16 protein-coding genes, 2 tRNA genes and 3 other RNA genes are annotated in these 15,411 nt (G+C 52.9%); 1 reads left to right on the top strand and 20 read right to left on the bottom strand.

Going from position 1 to position 15,411, the window contains the following annotated elements; genetic code table 11:
* Positions 1 to 40: 40 nt before the first annotated feature.
* Positions 41 to 1,096 carry a 3-deoxy-7-phosphoheptulonate synthase AroG gene (gene aroG, locus ABRZ26_RS08065; protein ID WP_319603742.1) on the bottom strand — a complete coding sequence of 352 codons (1,056 nt, stop codon included), beginning with the start codon at positions 1,094 to 1,096 and terminating at the stop codon, positions 41 to 43.
* A 347-nt stretch (positions 1,097 to 1,443) separates the two neighbouring features.
* Here aroG and zitB point away from each other — a divergent pair, with 347 nt between their 5' ends.
* Complete coding sequence (zitB, locus tag ABRZ26_RS08060; RefSeq protein WP_319603741.1) at positions 1,444 to 2,364, top strand: CDF family zinc transporter ZitB; 921 nt, start codon at positions 1,444 to 1,446, stop codon at positions 2,362 to 2,364.
* A gap of 54 nt (positions 2,365 to 2,418) precedes the next feature.
* On the opposite strand, the gene pnuC is transcribed toward zitB, so the two are convergent.
* From pnuC to cydA, 19 genes are all read right to left on the bottom strand, one after another.
* Positions 2,419 to 3,144, bottom strand: coding sequence for a nicotinamide riboside transporter PnuC (gene pnuC / locus ABRZ26_RS08055; protein WP_319603740.1), 726 nt, complete (start codon positions 3,142 to 3,144; stop codon positions 2,419 to 2,421).
* A 126-nt stretch (positions 3,145 to 3,270) separates the two neighbouring features.
* The gene (gene nadA, locus ABRZ26_RS08050) at positions 3,271 to 4,332 is read right to left on the bottom strand and encodes a quinolinate synthase NadA (RefSeq protein ID WP_319603739.1); all 1,062 of its coding nucleotides are present in this window, start codon (positions 4,330 to 4,332) and stop codon (positions 3,271 to 3,273) included.
* 289 nt (positions 4,333 to 4,621) lie between these two features.
* Entirely contained in the window at positions 4,622 to 5,338 is a 717-nt protein-coding gene (locus tag ABRZ26_RS08045; protein ID WP_319603738.1) for a DUF554 domain-containing protein, read from the bottom strand.
* A gap of 253 nt (positions 5,339 to 5,591) precedes the next feature.
* Positions 5,592 to 5,719, bottom strand: a non-coding RNA gene (locus ABRZ26_RS08040) — RtT sRNA.
* 45 nt (positions 5,720 to 5,764) lie between these two features.
* Positions 5,765 to 5,891: non-coding RNA, RtT sRNA (locus tag ABRZ26_RS08035), on the bottom strand.
* A 45-nt stretch (positions 5,892 to 5,936) separates the two neighbouring features.
* Positions 5,937 to 6,012: transfer RNA gene (locus ABRZ26_RS08030), tRNA-Lys, on the bottom strand.
* Positions 6,013 to 6,045: 33 nt separating this feature from the next.
* Positions 6,046 to 6,175: non-coding RNA, RtT sRNA (locus tag ABRZ26_RS08025), on the bottom strand.
* Between the two features lie 15 nt (positions 6,176 to 6,190).
* Positions 6,191 to 6,266, bottom strand: a tRNA-Lys gene (locus ABRZ26_RS08020).
* A gap of 175 nt (positions 6,267 to 6,441) precedes the next feature.
* Positions 6,442 to 7,206 carry a cell division protein CpoB gene (cpoB, locus tag ABRZ26_RS08015; RefSeq protein ID WP_319603737.1) on the bottom strand — a complete coding sequence of 255 codons (765 nt, stop codon included), beginning with the start codon at positions 7,204 to 7,206 and terminating at the stop codon, positions 6,442 to 6,444.
* 9 nt (positions 7,207 to 7,215) lie between these two features.
* Entirely contained in the window at positions 7,216 to 7,728 is a 513-nt protein-coding gene (pal, locus tag ABRZ26_RS08010; protein ID WP_319603736.1) for a peptidoglycan-associated lipoprotein Pal, read from the bottom strand.
* Between the two features lie 41 nt (positions 7,729 to 7,769).
* Entirely contained in the window at positions 7,770 to 9,065 is a 1,296-nt protein-coding gene (gene tolB, locus ABRZ26_RS08005; RefSeq protein WP_319603735.1) for a Tol-Pal system beta propeller repeat protein TolB, read from the bottom strand.
* Positions 9,066 to 9,203: 138 nt separating this feature from the next.
* Positions 9,204 to 10,400, bottom strand: a complete 1,197-nt coding sequence (gene tolA, locus ABRZ26_RS08000; RefSeq protein ID WP_319603734.1) for a cell envelope integrity protein TolA — start codon at positions 10,398 to 10,400, stop codon at positions 9,204 to 9,206.
* 56 nt (positions 10,401 to 10,456) lie between these two features.
* On the bottom strand, positions 10,457 to 10,882 hold the full coding sequence (tolR, locus tag ABRZ26_RS07995) for a colicin uptake protein TolR (protein ID WP_319603733.1): 426 nt from the start codon (positions 10,880 to 10,882) through the stop codon (positions 10,457 to 10,459).
* 12 nt (positions 10,883 to 10,894) lie between these two features.
* The gene (gene tolQ, locus ABRZ26_RS07990; RefSeq protein ID WP_319603732.1) at positions 10,895 to 11,581 is read right to left on the bottom strand and encodes a Tol-Pal system protein TolQ; all 687 of its coding nucleotides are present in this window, start codon (positions 11,579 to 11,581) and stop codon (positions 10,895 to 10,897) included.
* The gene (ybgC, locus tag ABRZ26_RS07985; RefSeq protein WP_319603731.1) at positions 11,578 to 11,982 is read right to left on the bottom strand and encodes a tol-pal system-associated acyl-CoA thioesterase; all 405 of its coding nucleotides are present in this window, start codon (positions 11,980 to 11,982) and stop codon (positions 11,578 to 11,580) included. The genes tolQ and ybgC overlap by 4 nt, the downstream gene beginning before the upstream one ends.
* A 133-nt stretch (positions 11,983 to 12,115) precedes the next feature.
* Positions 12,116 to 12,409, bottom strand: a complete 294-nt coding sequence (ybgE, locus tag ABRZ26_RS07980; protein ID WP_319603730.1) for a cyd operon protein YbgE — start codon at positions 12,407 to 12,409, stop codon at positions 12,116 to 12,118.
* A complete protein-coding gene (gene cydX / locus ABRZ26_RS07975; protein WP_319603729.1) occupies positions 12,406 to 12,522 on the bottom strand; it encodes a cytochrome bd-I oxidase subunit CydX in 117 nt (38 codons plus the stop codon). Before cydX ends, ybgE begins: the two co-directional genes overlap by 4 nt.
* A 16-nt stretch (positions 12,523 to 12,538) precedes the next feature.
* Complete coding sequence (gene cydB / locus ABRZ26_RS07970) at positions 12,539 to 13,678, bottom strand: cytochrome d ubiquinol oxidase subunit II (protein WP_319603728.1); 1,140 nt, start codon at positions 13,676 to 13,678, stop codon at positions 12,539 to 12,541.
* Between the two features lie 13 nt (positions 13,679 to 13,691).
* Positions 13,692 to 15,260, bottom strand: a complete 1,569-nt coding sequence (cydA, locus tag ABRZ26_RS07965; protein ID WP_319603727.1) for a cytochrome ubiquinol oxidase subunit I — start codon at positions 15,258 to 15,260, stop codon at positions 13,692 to 13,694.
* Positions 15,261 to 15,411 lie beyond the last annotated feature (151 nt).

The raw sequence follows: 15,411 nt of genomic DNA, 5'->3' as shown, positions 1-15,411 counted from the left end.
GGCCATCGCGCCGGGTTTTTTATTACGCGCCGTTCAGCAGTTATTTACTGCGGCGTTCGCGTACCGCCGACGCCAACTGACGCAACAGCGCTTGCGTATCTTCCCAACCGATGCAGGCATCCGTCACGCTCTTGCCATACACCAAAGGTTCGCCGCTCTCCAGATCCTGGTTACCTTCCACCAGCGCGCTTTCGACCATCACGCCGATAATCGCTTTTTCGCCCTGTGCAATCTGACGGCTAACGTCTTCACACACTTCCATCTGCTTTTTGAATTGTTTGCAGCTGTTCGCATGGCTGAAGTCAATCATCACCTGCGGCGACAGTCCGGCTTTCTCCAGACCCGCCTTGACCGCTTTAACATCTTCCGCGCTGTAGTTCGGCGCCTTGCCGCCGCGCAGAATAATGTGGCAGTCGTTGTTGCCGCTGGTATTCACGATAGCGGAGTGGCCCCACTTGGTGACGGACAGGAAGCAATGCGGCGCGCTGGCGGCATTAATCGCGTCGATGGCGACCTTAATGGTGCCGTCGGTACCATTCTTAAAGCCAACCGGGCAAGACAGACCGGAAGCCAGTTCACGGTGTACCTGAGACTCCGTCGTCCGGGCGCCGATCGCCCCCCAGCTCATCAAATCAGCCAGGTATTGCGGCGTGATCATATCCAGAAACTCGCCCGCGGTGGGCAAGCCGGTGTGATTGATATCCAGCAACAGGCGGCGCGCAATACGCAGTCCGTCGTTAATCTGATAGCTATGGTCCAGATGGGGATCGTTAATCAAACCTTTCCACCCCACCGTCGTGCGCGGTTTTTCAAAATAAACCCGCATCACCACTTCCAGATCGTCTTTCAGTTCCTGACGTAATTTAAGCAGGCGGGCCGCATATTCTCTGGCCGCTTCAGGATCGTGAATAGAGCAAGGGCCGATGATCACCAGCAGACGGTCATCGTTATGATTAAGAATTTTATGAATGGCGGTACGCGTGAATGAGACGGTTTCCGCGGCGCGCTCAGTGGCCGGAAATTTTTCCAACAGGGCGATAGGCGGTAAAAGTTCCTTAATGTCTTTAATTCTTAAATCATCATTTTGGTAATTCATAATAATTCCATCGATTCCAGAACGGTATTTTAACCCACATCCAACGCGCGCCACCTGACGTGCAAGATAGCTGATAGATTGAGAAATGAAGCTGCTCATGTTGCAGGCTGACTATTATATGCCAAGAAAACGACTTAATGGCGCTGAAATTGACCGCGTTTAGCCGATCAAATGCTTTTCGAGGCAAATAAGCCGCGTTTTAACCATGCGGGAAAAGGCCAGTATCGGTTATGCGCCGCAAACATCTGCCTTCCGTGCGCACCATATTGAAAATCAGCAGAAAAGTTTTTTACTGTCGACTACAGTAGTAAGAAATTAATCGGCTTATACCCAACTCAGGATAGATCATGGCTCATTCCCACCCCTCAGAATCGGGTAACGGTAAACGGCTGTTAGCGGCATTTATCGTTACCGCGACCTTCATGGTGGCCGAGGTGATTGGCGGATTGTATTCCGGCTCGCTGGCGCTGCTGGCCGATGCCGGCCACATGTTGACCGACGCCGCGGCCCTGTTGATGGCTTTATTAGCCGTCCGTTTTGCGCAACGTAAACCTAACGCCCGTCATACCTTTGGCTACCTGCGTCTGACCACCCTCGCCGCATTCGTTAATGCGCTGACATTGGCCGTGATTACCGCTTTCATCTTCTGGGAAGCCATCCAGCGCTTTTATCAACCGCAACCGGTGGCAAGTCTGCCCATGCTGATTATCGCCATTGCAGGCTTGGCGGCGAACATTGCGGCGTTCTGGCTGCTGCATCACGGCGGCGAAGAGAAAAATATTAATGTCCGGGCGGCGGCGCTGCACGTTCTGGGCGACTTGCTGGGTTCGGTAGGCGCGATTTTCGCCGCCTTGATTATCCAGTTTACCAACTGGACGCCGATCGACCCCATCCTCTCCATCCTGGTCTCTTGTCTGGTGTTACGCAGCGCCTGGGCGTTGATGAAAGAGAGTATTCATGAGCTGCTGGAAGGCACACCGGGCCAGATCAGCATTGATGTTCTGAAGAAAGACCTGACCCTCAATATACCGGAGGTCAGAAACATCCATCATGTCCATTTGTGGCAGGTCGGCGAAAAACCGTTTATGACGCTGCATGCTCAGGTCATTCCGCCTTATGATCATGATGCGTTATTAAAGCGCATTCAGGATTATTTGTTGCAACATTACCAAATCGATCACGCTACGATTCAGATGGAATACCAGCACTGTGACGATGACCACTGCGACCTCAATCATATCGATGGTCATCACCACCATCACCACTAATGTAAATGCAAAACGAAAACAGGCTCCCGAGCGGGAGCCTGACCTTTCTGCATCTTACGCTTCAGCTGATAGCGGTTTGGCGCGATTTTCCTGCGCGCTTTTAATCCACAGCCAGGAACCGTTGAGTGCGATAAGCGTCAGTATCGCGTATTCCACCGCCATCGCGTAGACCCCTTGATAAGCGAAAATCACCACGCTGATAACATCAATGACCACCCACAACAGCCAGTTTTCAACGTACTTGCGCGTCATCAGGATCATAGCGACAATCGACAGCACCATCATGGTGGAATCCCAGAAGGGGAATGCGTCCGGCTGTAGCTCCGGCATTTGTACGCCTAGCCCCAGGCTTTGCATGCCCGACACCGCAATACGCGTCAGCGCGGCAAAAACGGCGTCGATATACAGGGTCATCAGGCCGATGGCGACGACGCATACCACGGACCAGGCGATCAATTTGGATAACGACAGCCAGCGGATTTTAAGTTCCGCCTCCTGCGACGCTGTTTTGCGCGTCCAGGCATACCAACCGTAAATATTGGCGGCAAAAAAGAAAATTTGCAGCAGCAGACTGGCATAGAGTTGAATCTGGAAAAAGATCACGGCAAACAGCGTGACGTTGATCAAACCAAACAAATAGTTAATGGTTTTTTCCAGACTCGCCAACCAAATACAAAGCAACCCGAATAGCGTGCCAATCGCTTCTATCCAGGACAGATCGTAGCCGCCCGCCCCTAAAGGGATATGAACTAAAATATTACCGGTACTGAAAAAATCCATCTCATCATCCTGTCTTAATCATTATGCGCAAATCCATGGCCATCCCCTTCATCTTCTGATTACCGGCGTATTGGCTTCCGGTTAACTGAAACCTGTTGGGTATCACCAAATGGGAATATTGAGCTATCAGGCATTGCCGCGCACCTGTAATTTCAGTGTAGCGGCAAAATCCAGCATGCGGTTCAACGGAATCAATGCGCTCTCGCGCAGTACAGCGTCCACGTGAATTTCATGCGCGTCGCCATGCCGCTCCAGACCGTTGGCGATGGCTTCCAGGCCATTCATCGCCATCCACGGGCAGTGCGCGCAACTGCGGCAGGTCGCCCCTTCGCCGGCGGTCGGCGCTTCCAGCAAGGTTTTACCGGGACACGCCTGCTGCATCTTGTAAAAAATGCCGCGATCGGTCGCCACAATCATCTCGCGCTGCGGCAAAGTGCTGGCAGCCTGAATCAGTTGGCTGGTGGAACCCACGGCGTCGGCCATATCAACCACGCTCTGCGGAGATTCCGGATGAACCAGCACGGCCGCATCAGGATACAGCGCTTTCATGCGCTTCAAAGCCTGAGTTTTAAACTCATCATGCACGATGCAAGCGCCCTGCCAACACAGCACGTCGGCGCCGGTCTGCTTTTGCACATAGCTACCCAGATGACGATCGGGCGCCCAGATAATCTTTTTACCAAGACTATCAAGATGTTCAATCAACTCAACGGCGATACTGGACGTGACCACCCAATCGGCGCGCGCTTTTACCGCCGCCGAAGTATTGGCATACACCACCACCACGCGATCGGGATGGGCGTCGCAGAAGCGGCTAAACGCATCGACCGGGCAACCAAGGTCGAGCGAACACTCCGCCTCAAGCGTTGGCATCAGCACGGTTTTTTCCGGATTCAGGATCTTTGCCGTTTCCCCCATAAAACGAACGCCGGCGACTAACAGCGTTGAGGCTGAGTGCGTACTGCCGAACCGGGCCATTTCCAGAGAATCGGCGACACAACCGCCCGTTTCCTCCGCCAGGGATTGAATTTCCGGGTCGGTGTAGTAATGCGCGACCATCACAGCATTTCTCTGCCGTAATAGAGACTTTATCCTGCTGCGGTAGTGCTGCCTGGCTTCTGCCGATAAGGGCTTTGGCTTGGCCGGGAAAGGATAAATGGTTTCATTGCTATCAAAAAGGATGCTCATTATGGGTGTCCATGATGACAACTCAGAGATCTGAAACAGCGGAAGCCGCACGATTCAGGTTGTATTGTTTTTTATCCTAAACAAAATAGCGAAAAAAAAGCATGAAGTCGCGCTATTTTTAGCAAAATTCAGTATTTTGTTTAATCAACTTAAAACAAGAAGATTAAAAAAACGTTCACTGCTCATCGACGATGAAAACCAGGGAGGGATTGAGCAGCCAAAAACGTAAGCGCATCCGAAGATAGACCTGAGCCACGACGCATTCGGAGGCTCAGGCGCAGAGGCGGAGTCAACCAAAAAAACGATGCCAATACAATGAGATAGGAATGATAAAAAACAGCGCGGGCAGGAAGTTCACCACCGCGAATAATTTAATTTGTGCAATCCGCAATCCGACGGCAATCATAATCAAACCACCGCAGGCAGAGAAGTCGCCTGACGTGACCACCGTCATAAACGGCATTATCAACTTGGCGGAATAAAACAGCAGCGACTGGATAATAAGCTGGGGAATGGCGATCGACATCACCGCAAAGCCAAGCGAGATAGAAAAAATCAAGGCGGTAAAAATATCCAGAGCGGACTTGATGATCAGTAATTGGTAGTCGCCGCTCATCCCTTCGGTCAATGACCCGACGACCCCGGTTCCGCTGGCGCAAAACAGCACAATCAGCGCGGTAAAATTCTGCGTGTAGACATCCTGCGGCAAGCGATGCTCAGGTGTCGGCAGGATACGGCTGAGCGCCCGTTGAATCATCATGCCGGCATATTGAACGCCGGATTCCATACGACATAACTCACCGACCGCGACGCCGATAATGATCGCCAATGCTACCGCCGGCAGTTGCTGAACTTTAATCACCAGCGTTATCCCCATCGCTATCGACACCATCGCGAATGCCGGGGGCAGACCATCCTGCAACCGCTGGGGGATAAAGCGCCGAAGCGCAATGCCAAGCCCGCCGCCGATAACGATGGCGGCGCCATTAATCAAAGGACCGATCATAAAATTCCCTAACCTCTGCTACGCATACACGATATAGATAATCCATCAACACGCAGAGGCGCGACAGACCATCGCGAACGCCCAAAGAAAAGTAATATACCGCAAACCATCTGGTAACGGGAAAATAGCATCAATGGGCGCGATGATCGTGTAGGGTCGCTGGCGATTCGTCTCATCCTGAGATCCGCTCGCACGACGCGTGCTACATGATGATTTTAGAGAAGTTACTTCAGAAAAGGGAATATGCGGATAATGGTGGGTCGTGCAGGATGACTCGGCCTGCGGCCTCACCCCTTCGGGGTCAACGCTAACGCGTTGCTGTCTCGCTTCGCTCGGCTCGAACCTGAACGCAGCTTCTCACCCGCACGACGCGTGCTACATGATGATTTTAGAGAAGTTACTTCAGAAAAGGGAATATGCGGATAATGGTGGGTCGTGCAGGATGACTCGGCCTGCGGCCTCGCCCCTCGGGGTCAACGCTGACGCGTTGCTGTCTCGCTTCGCTCGGCTCGAACCTGAACGCAGCTTCTCACCCGCACGACATGTGCTACATGATGATTTTAGAGAAGTTACTTCAGAAAAGGGAATATGCAGATAATGGTGGGTCGTGCAGGATTCGAACCTGCGACCAATTGATTAAAAGTCAACTGCTCTACCAACTGAGCTAACGACCCGCAATGCGGTACGACTAGAACTGATTTTGAAATTGGTGGGTCGTGCAGGATAACTCGGCCTATGGCCTCGCCCTTCGGGCCAACGCTTGATGCGTTGTTCAAAATCGACGATATCGATTTTGTCGAACCTTACGGTTCTCATCCTTCACGATTCTAAACCACTCTCTTAATTTGAAATTGGTGGGTCGTGCAGGATTCGAACCTGCGACCAATTGATTAAAAGTCAACTGCTCTACCAACTGAGCTAACGACCCAAATTTCATGCTGCTTTAGCGTTTCGTTCTTGCCTTGGCAACGGCGGCATATATTACTAATTTAAATTTTCAGCGCAACCTATTTTCCATAAAAAAGGTCCGACTGCTTATTCTTCAGACGTTCAGGCACAAAAATTGCCCATAAAGAGCAACTTTTGTACCTGAAGAAAAAGGATCAGGATGCAGAGAGGCGTTTTTGCGCCTGCTTGGCGCTTTCCGTATTGGGATACATTTTTACGACCTGCTGGTAAACGGCCTTGGCTTTATCCGCCTGACCTTTTTCCTGCATGATCACCCCGACCTTCAGCAAAGCTTCGGCGCTTTTAGGGGATTTAGGGTAGTTTTTTACTACATTGGCAAAGTAGTAAGCGGCATCGTCTTTCTTCCCCTTGTTGTAATTCAACTGTCCAAGCCAGTAATTGGCATTGGGTTGATAAGTTGAATCCGGGTATTTCTTAACGAAAGCCTGAAATGCGTTGATAGCCTGATCGTACTGTTTTTTCTCCAGTACCAGGGCAACAGCTTCATTGTAATCGCTATTCGCATCACCAGAGGCGGCCGGCGCGGCGCTGTTATCCGCGCCAGACGCATCCGGCGTTTGGGCCGCGGCGGGTGCGGATGCGGAGGAAGAACTTAATCCGTCAATTTGCTGATAGATCTGCTTTTGTCGTTCAACAACCTGATTCAACTGATACTGGCTTTCCTGAATCTGCCCGCGCAAATTATCAATATCACGCTGCGTATCGGAGAGTTGTTGCTGAAGTTGGGTTAAAACCTGACTGTGAGCGTTAGAAATACGCTCCAATTGAGTGACTCGATCTTCTACCGAGCCCGAGCCGACATTACTGATTGGCGCTGCCAGGGCAGTAGCGGCCCAGGGAGCCGCTACGCCAACCAGTAACGACAGACCGAATAAACGATGTCTGAAGTTACTGCTCATGCGATTCTCTTAGTAGACCAGAACGGCACGACGGTTTTTGGCATATGCCGCTTCGTCATGACCCAGAACGGCTGGTTTTTCTTTACCGTAAGATACGATAGAGATTTGATCGGAAGAAACGCCCTTGCCCTGCAAGTACATTTGTACCGCATTAGCACGACGTTCACCCAGAGCAATGTTGTATTCCGGCGTACCGCGTTCATCCGCATGACCTTCGATGGTCACTTTGTAAGACGGGTTGCCGCGCAGGAATGCAGCATGCGCGTCCAGCATTTGAGCGAAATCAGAGCGAATATCGTACTTATCCAGATCGAAGTAAACGATATTGTTACGCTGTAATTCCTGCATTTGCAGACGTGCCTGCTCAGAAGAGGCGCCGCCATTTTCAAAACCGCTGCCGCTGCCGTCGGCGGCGCCGATGGAAGATTGGTCGCTGCCCGCATTCTTGTTAGAGCTACATGCGGCAACTGCCAGTACCGGCAGAGCCAACATCAGGCCTTTCAGCACTTTATTGAATTGCATCTCTTTGTGTCCTTAAAATAGTTTATTGTACATATCTGCACTTATAGATACGGCGACCAGGCAGGAAATTTAACCTGTCCATCAGTGGCCGGAAGACGCGCTTTGAAACGCCCATCAGTCGAAACTATCTGTAACACGGAACCCAGCCCTTGCTTAGAGCTATAGATAACCATGGTGCCATTAGGTGCGATACTTGGCGTTTCGTCCAGGAACGTGTCCGTTAATACTTGCTGCACGGCGCCCGTTACCAGATCCTGTTTGGCAATATGCTGAACTCCGCTATTGGAAGTCACCATTACCAGAAATTTACCGTCGGCGCTCACTTCAGAGTCCTGATTTTGGGCTCCGTCCCAAGTCAGTCGTTGAGGCGCGCCGCCGTTCACATTCGTTTTGTAAACCTGAGGACGTCCAGCCTGATCCGAAGTATAGGCCAGAGTCTGGCTATCCGGGAACCAGCTGGGTTCCGTGTTGTTGCTGCGTCCGTCCGTTACCTGGCTGATTTGACCGGACCCCAGATTCATCACATACAGATTCAAACTGCCGCTCTTGGACAAGGCGAAGGCCAGCTTGCTGCCGTCGGGCGAGAATGCCGGCGCGCCGTTATGCCGAGGGAAAGAGGCGATCTGGCGGATAGCGCCGTTCGCCAGCGTTTGCACTACCAGAGCGGAACGACCGCTTTCGAACGTCACATAGGCCAGTTTGCTGCCGTCCGGCGACCAGGCCGGCGACATCAGCGGCTGAGGAGAACGATGAACGACGAACTGATTGTAGCCGTCATAATCCGCAACGCGCAGCTCATAAGGGAACTGGCCGCCATTGGTTTGCACCACATAGGCGATACGCGTGCGGAACGCGCCCTTGATGCCGCTCAGCTTTTCAAAAACTTCATCGCTGGCGGTATGCGCCGCATAACGCAACCACTGTTTAGTGACTTTGAACTGGTTCTGCGCTAATACGCTGCCCGGATTGCCGGAAGTATCAACCAACTGGTAAGAGATAACGTAGCTGCCGTCGGCGCTGGGCTGCACCTGACCGACAACAACCGCATCGATACCCAGCGCGGTCCAGGCGGCCGGCGTCACTTCGGACGCGGTGGCGGGCTGCTGAGGCATACGGGCGGCATCAATGGGATTGAATTTACCGCTGTTGCGTAAGTCGGCGCCGACAATGCCGCCGATATCTTCAGGCGCCGAGCCGGGGCCCGCCCATTTAAAAGGAACGACGCCGATGGGACGCGCAGAGTCTACCCCCTGGGTGATCTCGATGCGCACTTCCGCATGCAGCGCCACGGCCCACAGCATTAACAGACTTAATGCAACTTTAAATACCTGCTTCATTTAATCTCCCTTATCCAGACGCTATGTCTACGATAAACAGCAGAATTTTAACAAAAACAAACCAATGTCAACAAAACACCATAACCTGGTTTGTTTACCATAGTAATAATCTTAAACCCATATCGGTAAACAGCCTGGTTACTGCGGTTTAAAGTCTATTGGCGCATTCTTGAAAGCCTCATAAACATCTGCACTTGGCGGTTTAGGAATTCTCGCCTGCTTTGCGGCGGCAATCGCCGCCTGACACAAAGCGGGATCGCCGCCTTCAGCATTCACATCGATCAACAAACCATCCGGCGCAAGTTTGATGCGCAATGTGCAGGTTCGCCCTTTGTAGAGCTGCCAGTCATAAAACTTGCTTTGGATAGCCGTTCTAACCTGACTGCCATAACTGTCCAGCGCCGCGCCGGACGCGCCGCTGCGTTTGTTATTTCCGGTCCCCGCCGGCGCGCCGCCGCCTGACCTGGGCGCATTCTTCGATGACGCCAGTCCGCCCAGCAAATCATCAACGGCGCTTTCCTGTTTGGCGGCTTCCGCGGCGGCGCGTTTTTTATCGTCCGCCGCTTTTTTAGCCGCGGCCGCCGCCTCGGCTTTCTTCGCCGCCTCAGCCGCCGCCTTTTGCTTAGCCGCCTCTGCCGCCGCGGCCGCTTTTTGTTTCGCTAACTCTGCGGCTTTTGCCGCTTCCGCTTTAGCCGCCTCTTGCGCTTTCCGCTTTGCGGCTTCTTCTGCGGCGGCTTTGGCCTCTTCTTCCGCCTTTTTCTTCGCCGCCGCAGCCGCAGCCGCTTGTCGTTGAATTTCTTCTTCAGCCTGTTTCTTCGCATCGGCGGCGGCTTTCGCCTGCTGTTCCGCCTCGGCCTTCGCCTTAGCCGCCGCCACTTCAGCCTGTTTCTGCTGCTCTTCAGCCTGTTTCTGCTGCTCTTTAGCCTGTTGCGCCGCCTCTTCAGCCTGCTTGCGCTGCTGTTCCTGCGCCAGCGCCTGCTGTTTGGCCTCTTCCTGTGCCTGCAAACGCTCTTTTTCCAGCTCTTTCAGCCGCTGTTGCTCCGCCGCCTGCTTCTGCTGTAGCTCTTCGGCCTGCTGCTCGGCCTGTTTCTTGCGCAACTGTTCGGCGCGCTGAGCGTCGCTTTGCTGCTGTTGCTGACGGTTGTATTGCTCGACAACGGCGCTCGGGTCGACCATGACGGCGTCAATGGATGAGCCGCCCCCGCCGCCTCCGCTGGCATCCATCGTTTGCGTCAACGAACTCCAGATCAGCAAAGCAATCAGTATGACATGCAGACCAGCCGAAATAATAACGGCGCGTTTCAGCTTGTCGTTTTGTTCGGTTGCCTTTAGCACAATCGATTCCCAAAAACAGTATTGCCAGAAATATGCCCGACGATCATCGCGCTGAGTCAGATCGGCTGCGTCATCAGCCCAACGGATTTAACCCCGGCCTGATGCAACAGGTTCAGTGCCTTGATAATTTCATCATAAGGAACATCTTTCGCACCGCCAATCAAAAATACCGCCTTAGGATTTTCAGTCAATCGCGCCCGAGCTTCAGCAACAATCTGTTCCGCCGGCAGTTGCTCCATCCGCTTTTGTTCAATCACCAGGCTGTATTGCCCGACGCCTGACACTTCCACGATCACCGGCGGATTATCATTACTGGAAACCGTTTTCGAATCCGTCGCCTCCGGCAGATCAACTTCAACGCTCTGCGTAATAATCGGCGCGGTTGCCATGAAGATCAGCAGCAGCACCAACAGCACATCCAGCAGCGGGACAATGTTGATCTCGGATTTCAGTTCACGACGACCTCTGCGTAGTCGAGCCATGATCCCCCCTGATTATTTGCTGCTATCGCTTGCGAACGCCTGGCGATGCAGAATGGCAAGGAACTCTTCCATAAAGTTGTCGTAGTTCTGTTCCAGTTTGTTCACCCGCTGATTAAGCCGGTTATACGCCATAACGGCGGGGATAGCCGCAAACAGACCGATAGCCGTGGCAATCAACGCTTCCGCAATACCGGGCGCAACCATTTGCAACGTTGCCTGTTTCACCGCGCCCAAGGCGATGAACGCGTGCATAATCCCCCAGACGGTCCCGAACAGGCCGATGTACGGGCTGATGGAGCCTACGGTACCCAGAAACGGGATATGCGTTTCCAGCGTTTCCAGTTCGCGGTTCATGGAAATGCGCATCGCCCGCGACGCGCCTTCCACCACTGCTTCAGGCGCATGGCTGTTGGCGCGATGCAAACGTGCAAATTCTTTGAACCCGGAATAGAAGATTTGTTCTGTACCCGTCAGCGTATCGCGACGGGTCTGACTCTCCTGATACAAACGCGACAGTTCGATACCAGACCAGAATTTATCTTCAAAGGCATCGGCATCCCGCGTCGCGGCATTCAGGATCCGGGTTCGCTGGATGATAATCGCCCAGGAGGCGATGGAAAAACAGATTAAAATCAGCATGATTAGTTTGACCAGAAGACTTGCCTTCAGGAACAAATCAAGAATGTTCATGTCAGTCACTGCTTAAACTCCGCGACAATAGACTTAGGAAGCGCGATGGGCTTCATTTGATGTGGATCGATACATGCGATCAAAACGTCAGCCTGACTCAGTAGTTTGCCATCTGAATTAAGAATGCGCTGTAAGAAAGTAAGGGAAGCGCCACGTATCGAAACGATTTCGCTTTGCACCTCCAGCAAATCGTCAAGACGCGCCGGAGCAAAATACTCCACCGTCATTCGGCGAACGGCAAATGCGATATGCTCGCTCATTAAGGCTTGCTGATGAAAATCGCGCTCACGCAACATCTCCGTCCTCGCCCTTTCATAAAAGGCGACATAGCGTGCATGATAGACGACACCACCCGCATCAGTGTCTTCAAAGTAAACCCGAACTGGCCAGCAAAACACCTTATTACTCACTCTACATCCCGGCAATGCCCTAAACATCGCTACTATACGCAAGAGAAATGAGGTTGGGAATGGATTGCAACAGCGGAAAGAAAATAATTATGGGTTGTTTGCAACCCATAACCAAATGGAATAGAGGGTAAGACTAATGGAAGAAATGGTAGAGACCCAACGCCAGGATCGCCAGGGCGGGAAGCGGACTGAAAAATGCGCGCCAGCGCAACCGTTGAGGACGGAACCCGACGCCATGAACCACGCCCGCGCAGACGGCCCAAATCAGCAACAATCCCTGCCAGACCGATAATTCGCTGGTCTTGGCCGCGAAACGGCTGGGATCCCAGAAAACACACCCTGCCGCCGTCAGCGCCATGATAAGGGAAAGAGCCCGAATCGGGCTCTTATCCATCAGGCGATACAGCTTATCGACCAAATCACTCATTGAGTTTTATCTTCAGTCGTTTTGCTTGCCTCGCTTTGCTCAAGCGCCAGGGCTGTAATGATCCCCAGAGAACAAGCAAGAAGCGTTCCGAGTATCCAGGCAAAATACCACATAAATTAAGCTCCTTACTTAGTACAGCGAGTGAGTGTTTTGCTCAATATGTTCTTTGGTGATCCGTCCGAACATTTTGTAGTAACACCACGCGGTATAAGACAGCACGATCGGCACGAAAATAATGGCAACCACCGTCATCACTTTCAATGTCAGCAAACTGGAGGTCGCATCCCACATGGTCAGGCTGACGTTCGGCACGGTCACTGACGGCATAATGAAGGGGAACATCGCCACACCCGCAGTCAGAATCACGCAAGCGATGGTCAGAGAGGAGAACAGGAACGCCATCGCGCCTTTCTCCAAACGAGCCATGATGATAGTCAATACCGGTAATACCACGCCCAACAGCGGAATCGCCCATAGCACAGGGTGATTGTTGAAGTTGATCAACCAGGCGCCCGCCTGATGGGCGACTTCTTTACGCAACGGGTTGGACTCGGCCGCGGTATTGATAGCGGAAGTCACGACATAACCGTCGATGCCGTAAATAACCCAGACGCCAGCCAGCGCGAAAGCCACCAACATGACCAGCGCGGAAATCTGCGCGACGGACCTGGCGCGAAGATACAAATCGCCATTGGTGCGCATCAGCAGATAGGTCGCGCCCTGAGCCAAAATCATCGTCAGGCTGACGATGCCGGTCAGTAACCCAAACGGGTTCAGCAGTTGGAAGAAGTTGCCGGTATAGTACAGGCGCAGATACTCGTCGACATGGAAGGGGACGCCCAGCAACAGGTTGCCGAAGGCCACGCCAATCACCAGCGGCGGTACGAAGCTGCCGATAAACAGGGCCCAGTCCCACATGCCGCGCCAGCGCGGATCTTCGATTTTTGAACGATAGTCAAAACCGACCGGACGGAAAAACAACGATGCCAGCACCAGGATCATCGCAATATAAAAACCGGAGAACGCGGCGGCATAGACCATCGGCCAGGCGGCGAACAACGCGCCGCCTGCGGTGATCAGCCAGACCTGGTTACCGTCCCAGTGAGGAGCAATACTGTTGATCATCACACGGCGTTCGGTATCGCTCCGGCCCATCAGCCGAACCAACATCCCTACCCCCATGTCAAAACCATCGGTGACGGCAAAACCAATCAGCAGGACGCCGATCAACAGCCACCAGATAAATCGCAATACTTCATATTCAAACATAGTGGACTCCTGTTTACCGTGCTTCCTGCGCGACCGCTATCGGCTGTTCAAAATGGTAGCGGCCCGTTTTCAGGCTGCTTGGCCCCAGACGCGCGAATTTGAACATTAAATACATTTCCGCAATCAGGAACAACGTATACAGACCACAGATCAGCCCCATCGAAAACAGGATATCCCCCGCGGTCAATGATGAGTTAGCGACCGCGGTCGGCAGGACTTCACCGATAGCCCAGGGCTGACGACCGTATTCGGCGACGAACCAACCGGCTTCTACCGCAATCCACGGCAAGGGAATACCGTACAACGCGGCGCGATGCAGCCATTTTCTTTCGCCGATTTTGCCGCGCAGCACCGTCCAGAAAGAGAGGCCGATGATCAGCAGCATCAGGATGCCGCACGCCACCATAATGCGGAAAGAAATATACAGCGGCGCAACGCGCGGAATAGAGTCTTTGGTCGCCTGCTGAATTTGCGCTTCGGTCGCGTCGGAAACCTGCGGCGTATAGCGTTTCAGCAGCAGACCGTACCCCAGATCGTGTTTAGACTGGTTAAACGCTTCCCTCACCGCCGGATCGGTATTCCCGGCGCGCAGTTCTTGCAGCAGTTGGTAAGCCTTCATCCCGTTGCGGATACGAACCTGATGCTGTTCCATCAGATCTTTCAGGCCGGTCACTTGCTTATCGGTCGAACGCGTCGCGATCAAACCCAGTACATACGGGATCTGAATCGCATAATCGTTTTCCATGGTGCTTTGATTCGGCAGGCCAATCAGCGTGAAGGAGGCCGGCGCCGGCTGGGTTTCCCATTCGGCTTCGATAGCGGCCAGCTTGGTTTTCTGCACATCGCCCATTTCATAACCGGACTCATCGCCCAGGACGATAACGGACAACACCGACGCCAGGCCGAAGCTGGCGGCGATAGCGAAAGAACGCTTGGCAAAAGCGATGTCGCGGCCTTTCAGCAGATAGTAGGAACTGATGCCCAGAATAAACATCGCGCCGGTACAGTAGCCAGCGGCGACGGTATGAACGAATTTCACCTGAGCAACCGGGTTCAGCACCAGATCGGCGAAGCTCACCATTTCCATGCGCATGGTTTCAAAGTTGAAATCAGAGGCGATGGGGTTTTGCATCCAGCCGTTGGCCACCAGGATCCACAGCGCGGAGAAGTTGGAGCCCAGCGCGACCAGCCAGGTCACCGCCATATGCTGAACTTTCCCCAACCGGTCCCAGCCGAAAAAGAACAGACCGACGAAAGTGGACTCGAGGAAGAACGCCATCAGGCCTTCAATGGCCAGCGGAGCGCCGAAAATATCCCCGACATAATGAGAAAAATATGACCAGTTGGTACCGAACTGAAACTCCATCGTTAGCCCGGTAGCCACCCCCAGAGCAAAGTTAATTGCAAATAACTTGCCCCAGAATTTGGTCATATCTTTATAGATTTGCTTGCCCGACAGCACGTATACCGTTTCCATAATCGCCAGTAAAAACGCCATCCCCAGCGTTAGCGGCACGAATAGAAAATGGTACATTGCGGTTAAGGCAAACTGTAAGCGCGACAGTTCGACTATATCAAACATCTTGACTCCTTGCTCCTCGCAGGAAGGTTTTAGCTTGCAGCACCTCACAAGCCACTAAACACCCGTCAGTAAACACCCAAAAAGAACACAACAATAAATTGCTTCGGCGCAAGCCGGCGCATACGCCGAAAAAAATATCGGCGAATCCATC

The sequence above is a fragment of the Brenneria sp. L4-2C genome (assembly GCF_040240335.1).
Lineage (GTDB): Bacteria > Pseudomonadota > Gammaproteobacteria > Enterobacterales > Enterobacteriaceae > Brenneria.
The sequence above is the reverse complement of the archived record's forward strand: the minus strand, read 5'-3'. Positions and strand labels throughout refer to the sequence as shown.

What these genes read in the sequence shown, in the direction of transcription:
- aroG (WP_319603742.1), bottom strand. Translation starts at nt 1,096, where the DNA reads ATGAATTACCAAAATGATGATTTAAGAATTAAAGACATTAAGGAACTT.
- zitB (WP_319603741.1), top strand. Translation starts at nt 1,444, where the DNA reads ATGGCTCATTCCCACCCCTCAGAATCGGGTAACGGTAAACGGCTGTTA.
- pnuC (WP_319603740.1), bottom strand. Translation starts at nt 3,144, where the DNA reads ATGGATTTTTTCAGTACCGGTAATATTTTAGTTCATATCCCTTTAGGG.
- nadA (WP_319603739.1), bottom strand. Translation starts at nt 4,332, where the DNA reads ATGAGCATCCTTTTTGATAGCAATGAAACCATTTATCCTTTCCCGGCC.
- ABRZ26_RS08045 (WP_319603738.1), bottom strand. Translation starts at nt 5,338, where the DNA reads ATGATCGGTCCTTTGATTAATGGCGCCGCCATCGTTATCGGCGGCGGG.
- cpoB (WP_319603737.1), bottom strand. Translation starts at nt 7,206, where the DNA reads ATGAGCAGTAACTTCAGACATCGTTTATTCGGTCTGTCGTTACTGGTT.
- pal (WP_319603736.1), bottom strand. Translation starts at nt 7,728, where the DNA reads ATGCAATTCAATAAAGTGCTGAAAGGCCTGATGTTGGCTCTGCCGGTA.
- tolB (WP_319603735.1), bottom strand. Translation starts at nt 9,065, where the DNA reads ATGAAGCAGGTATTTAAAGTTGCATTAAGTCTGTTAATGCTGTGGGCC.
- tolR (WP_319603733.1), bottom strand. Translation starts at nt 10,882, where the DNA reads ATGGCTCGACTACGCAGAGGTCGTCGTGAACTGAAATCCGAGATCAAC.
- ybgE (WP_319603730.1), bottom strand. Translation starts at nt 12,409, where the DNA reads ATGAGTGATTTGGTCGATAAGCTGTATCGCCTGATGGATAAGAGCCCG.
- cydX (WP_319603729.1), bottom strand. Translation starts at nt 12,522, where the DNA reads ATGTGGTATTTTGCCTGGATACTCGGAACGCTTCTTGCTTGTTCTCTG.
- cydB (WP_319603728.1), bottom strand. Translation starts at nt 13,678, where the DNA reads ATGTTTGAATATGAAGTATTGCGATTTATCTGGTGGCTGTTGATCGGC.
- cydA (WP_319603727.1), bottom strand. Translation starts at nt 15,260, where the DNA reads ATGTTTGATATAGTCGAACTGTCGCGCTTACAGTTTGCCTTAACCGCA.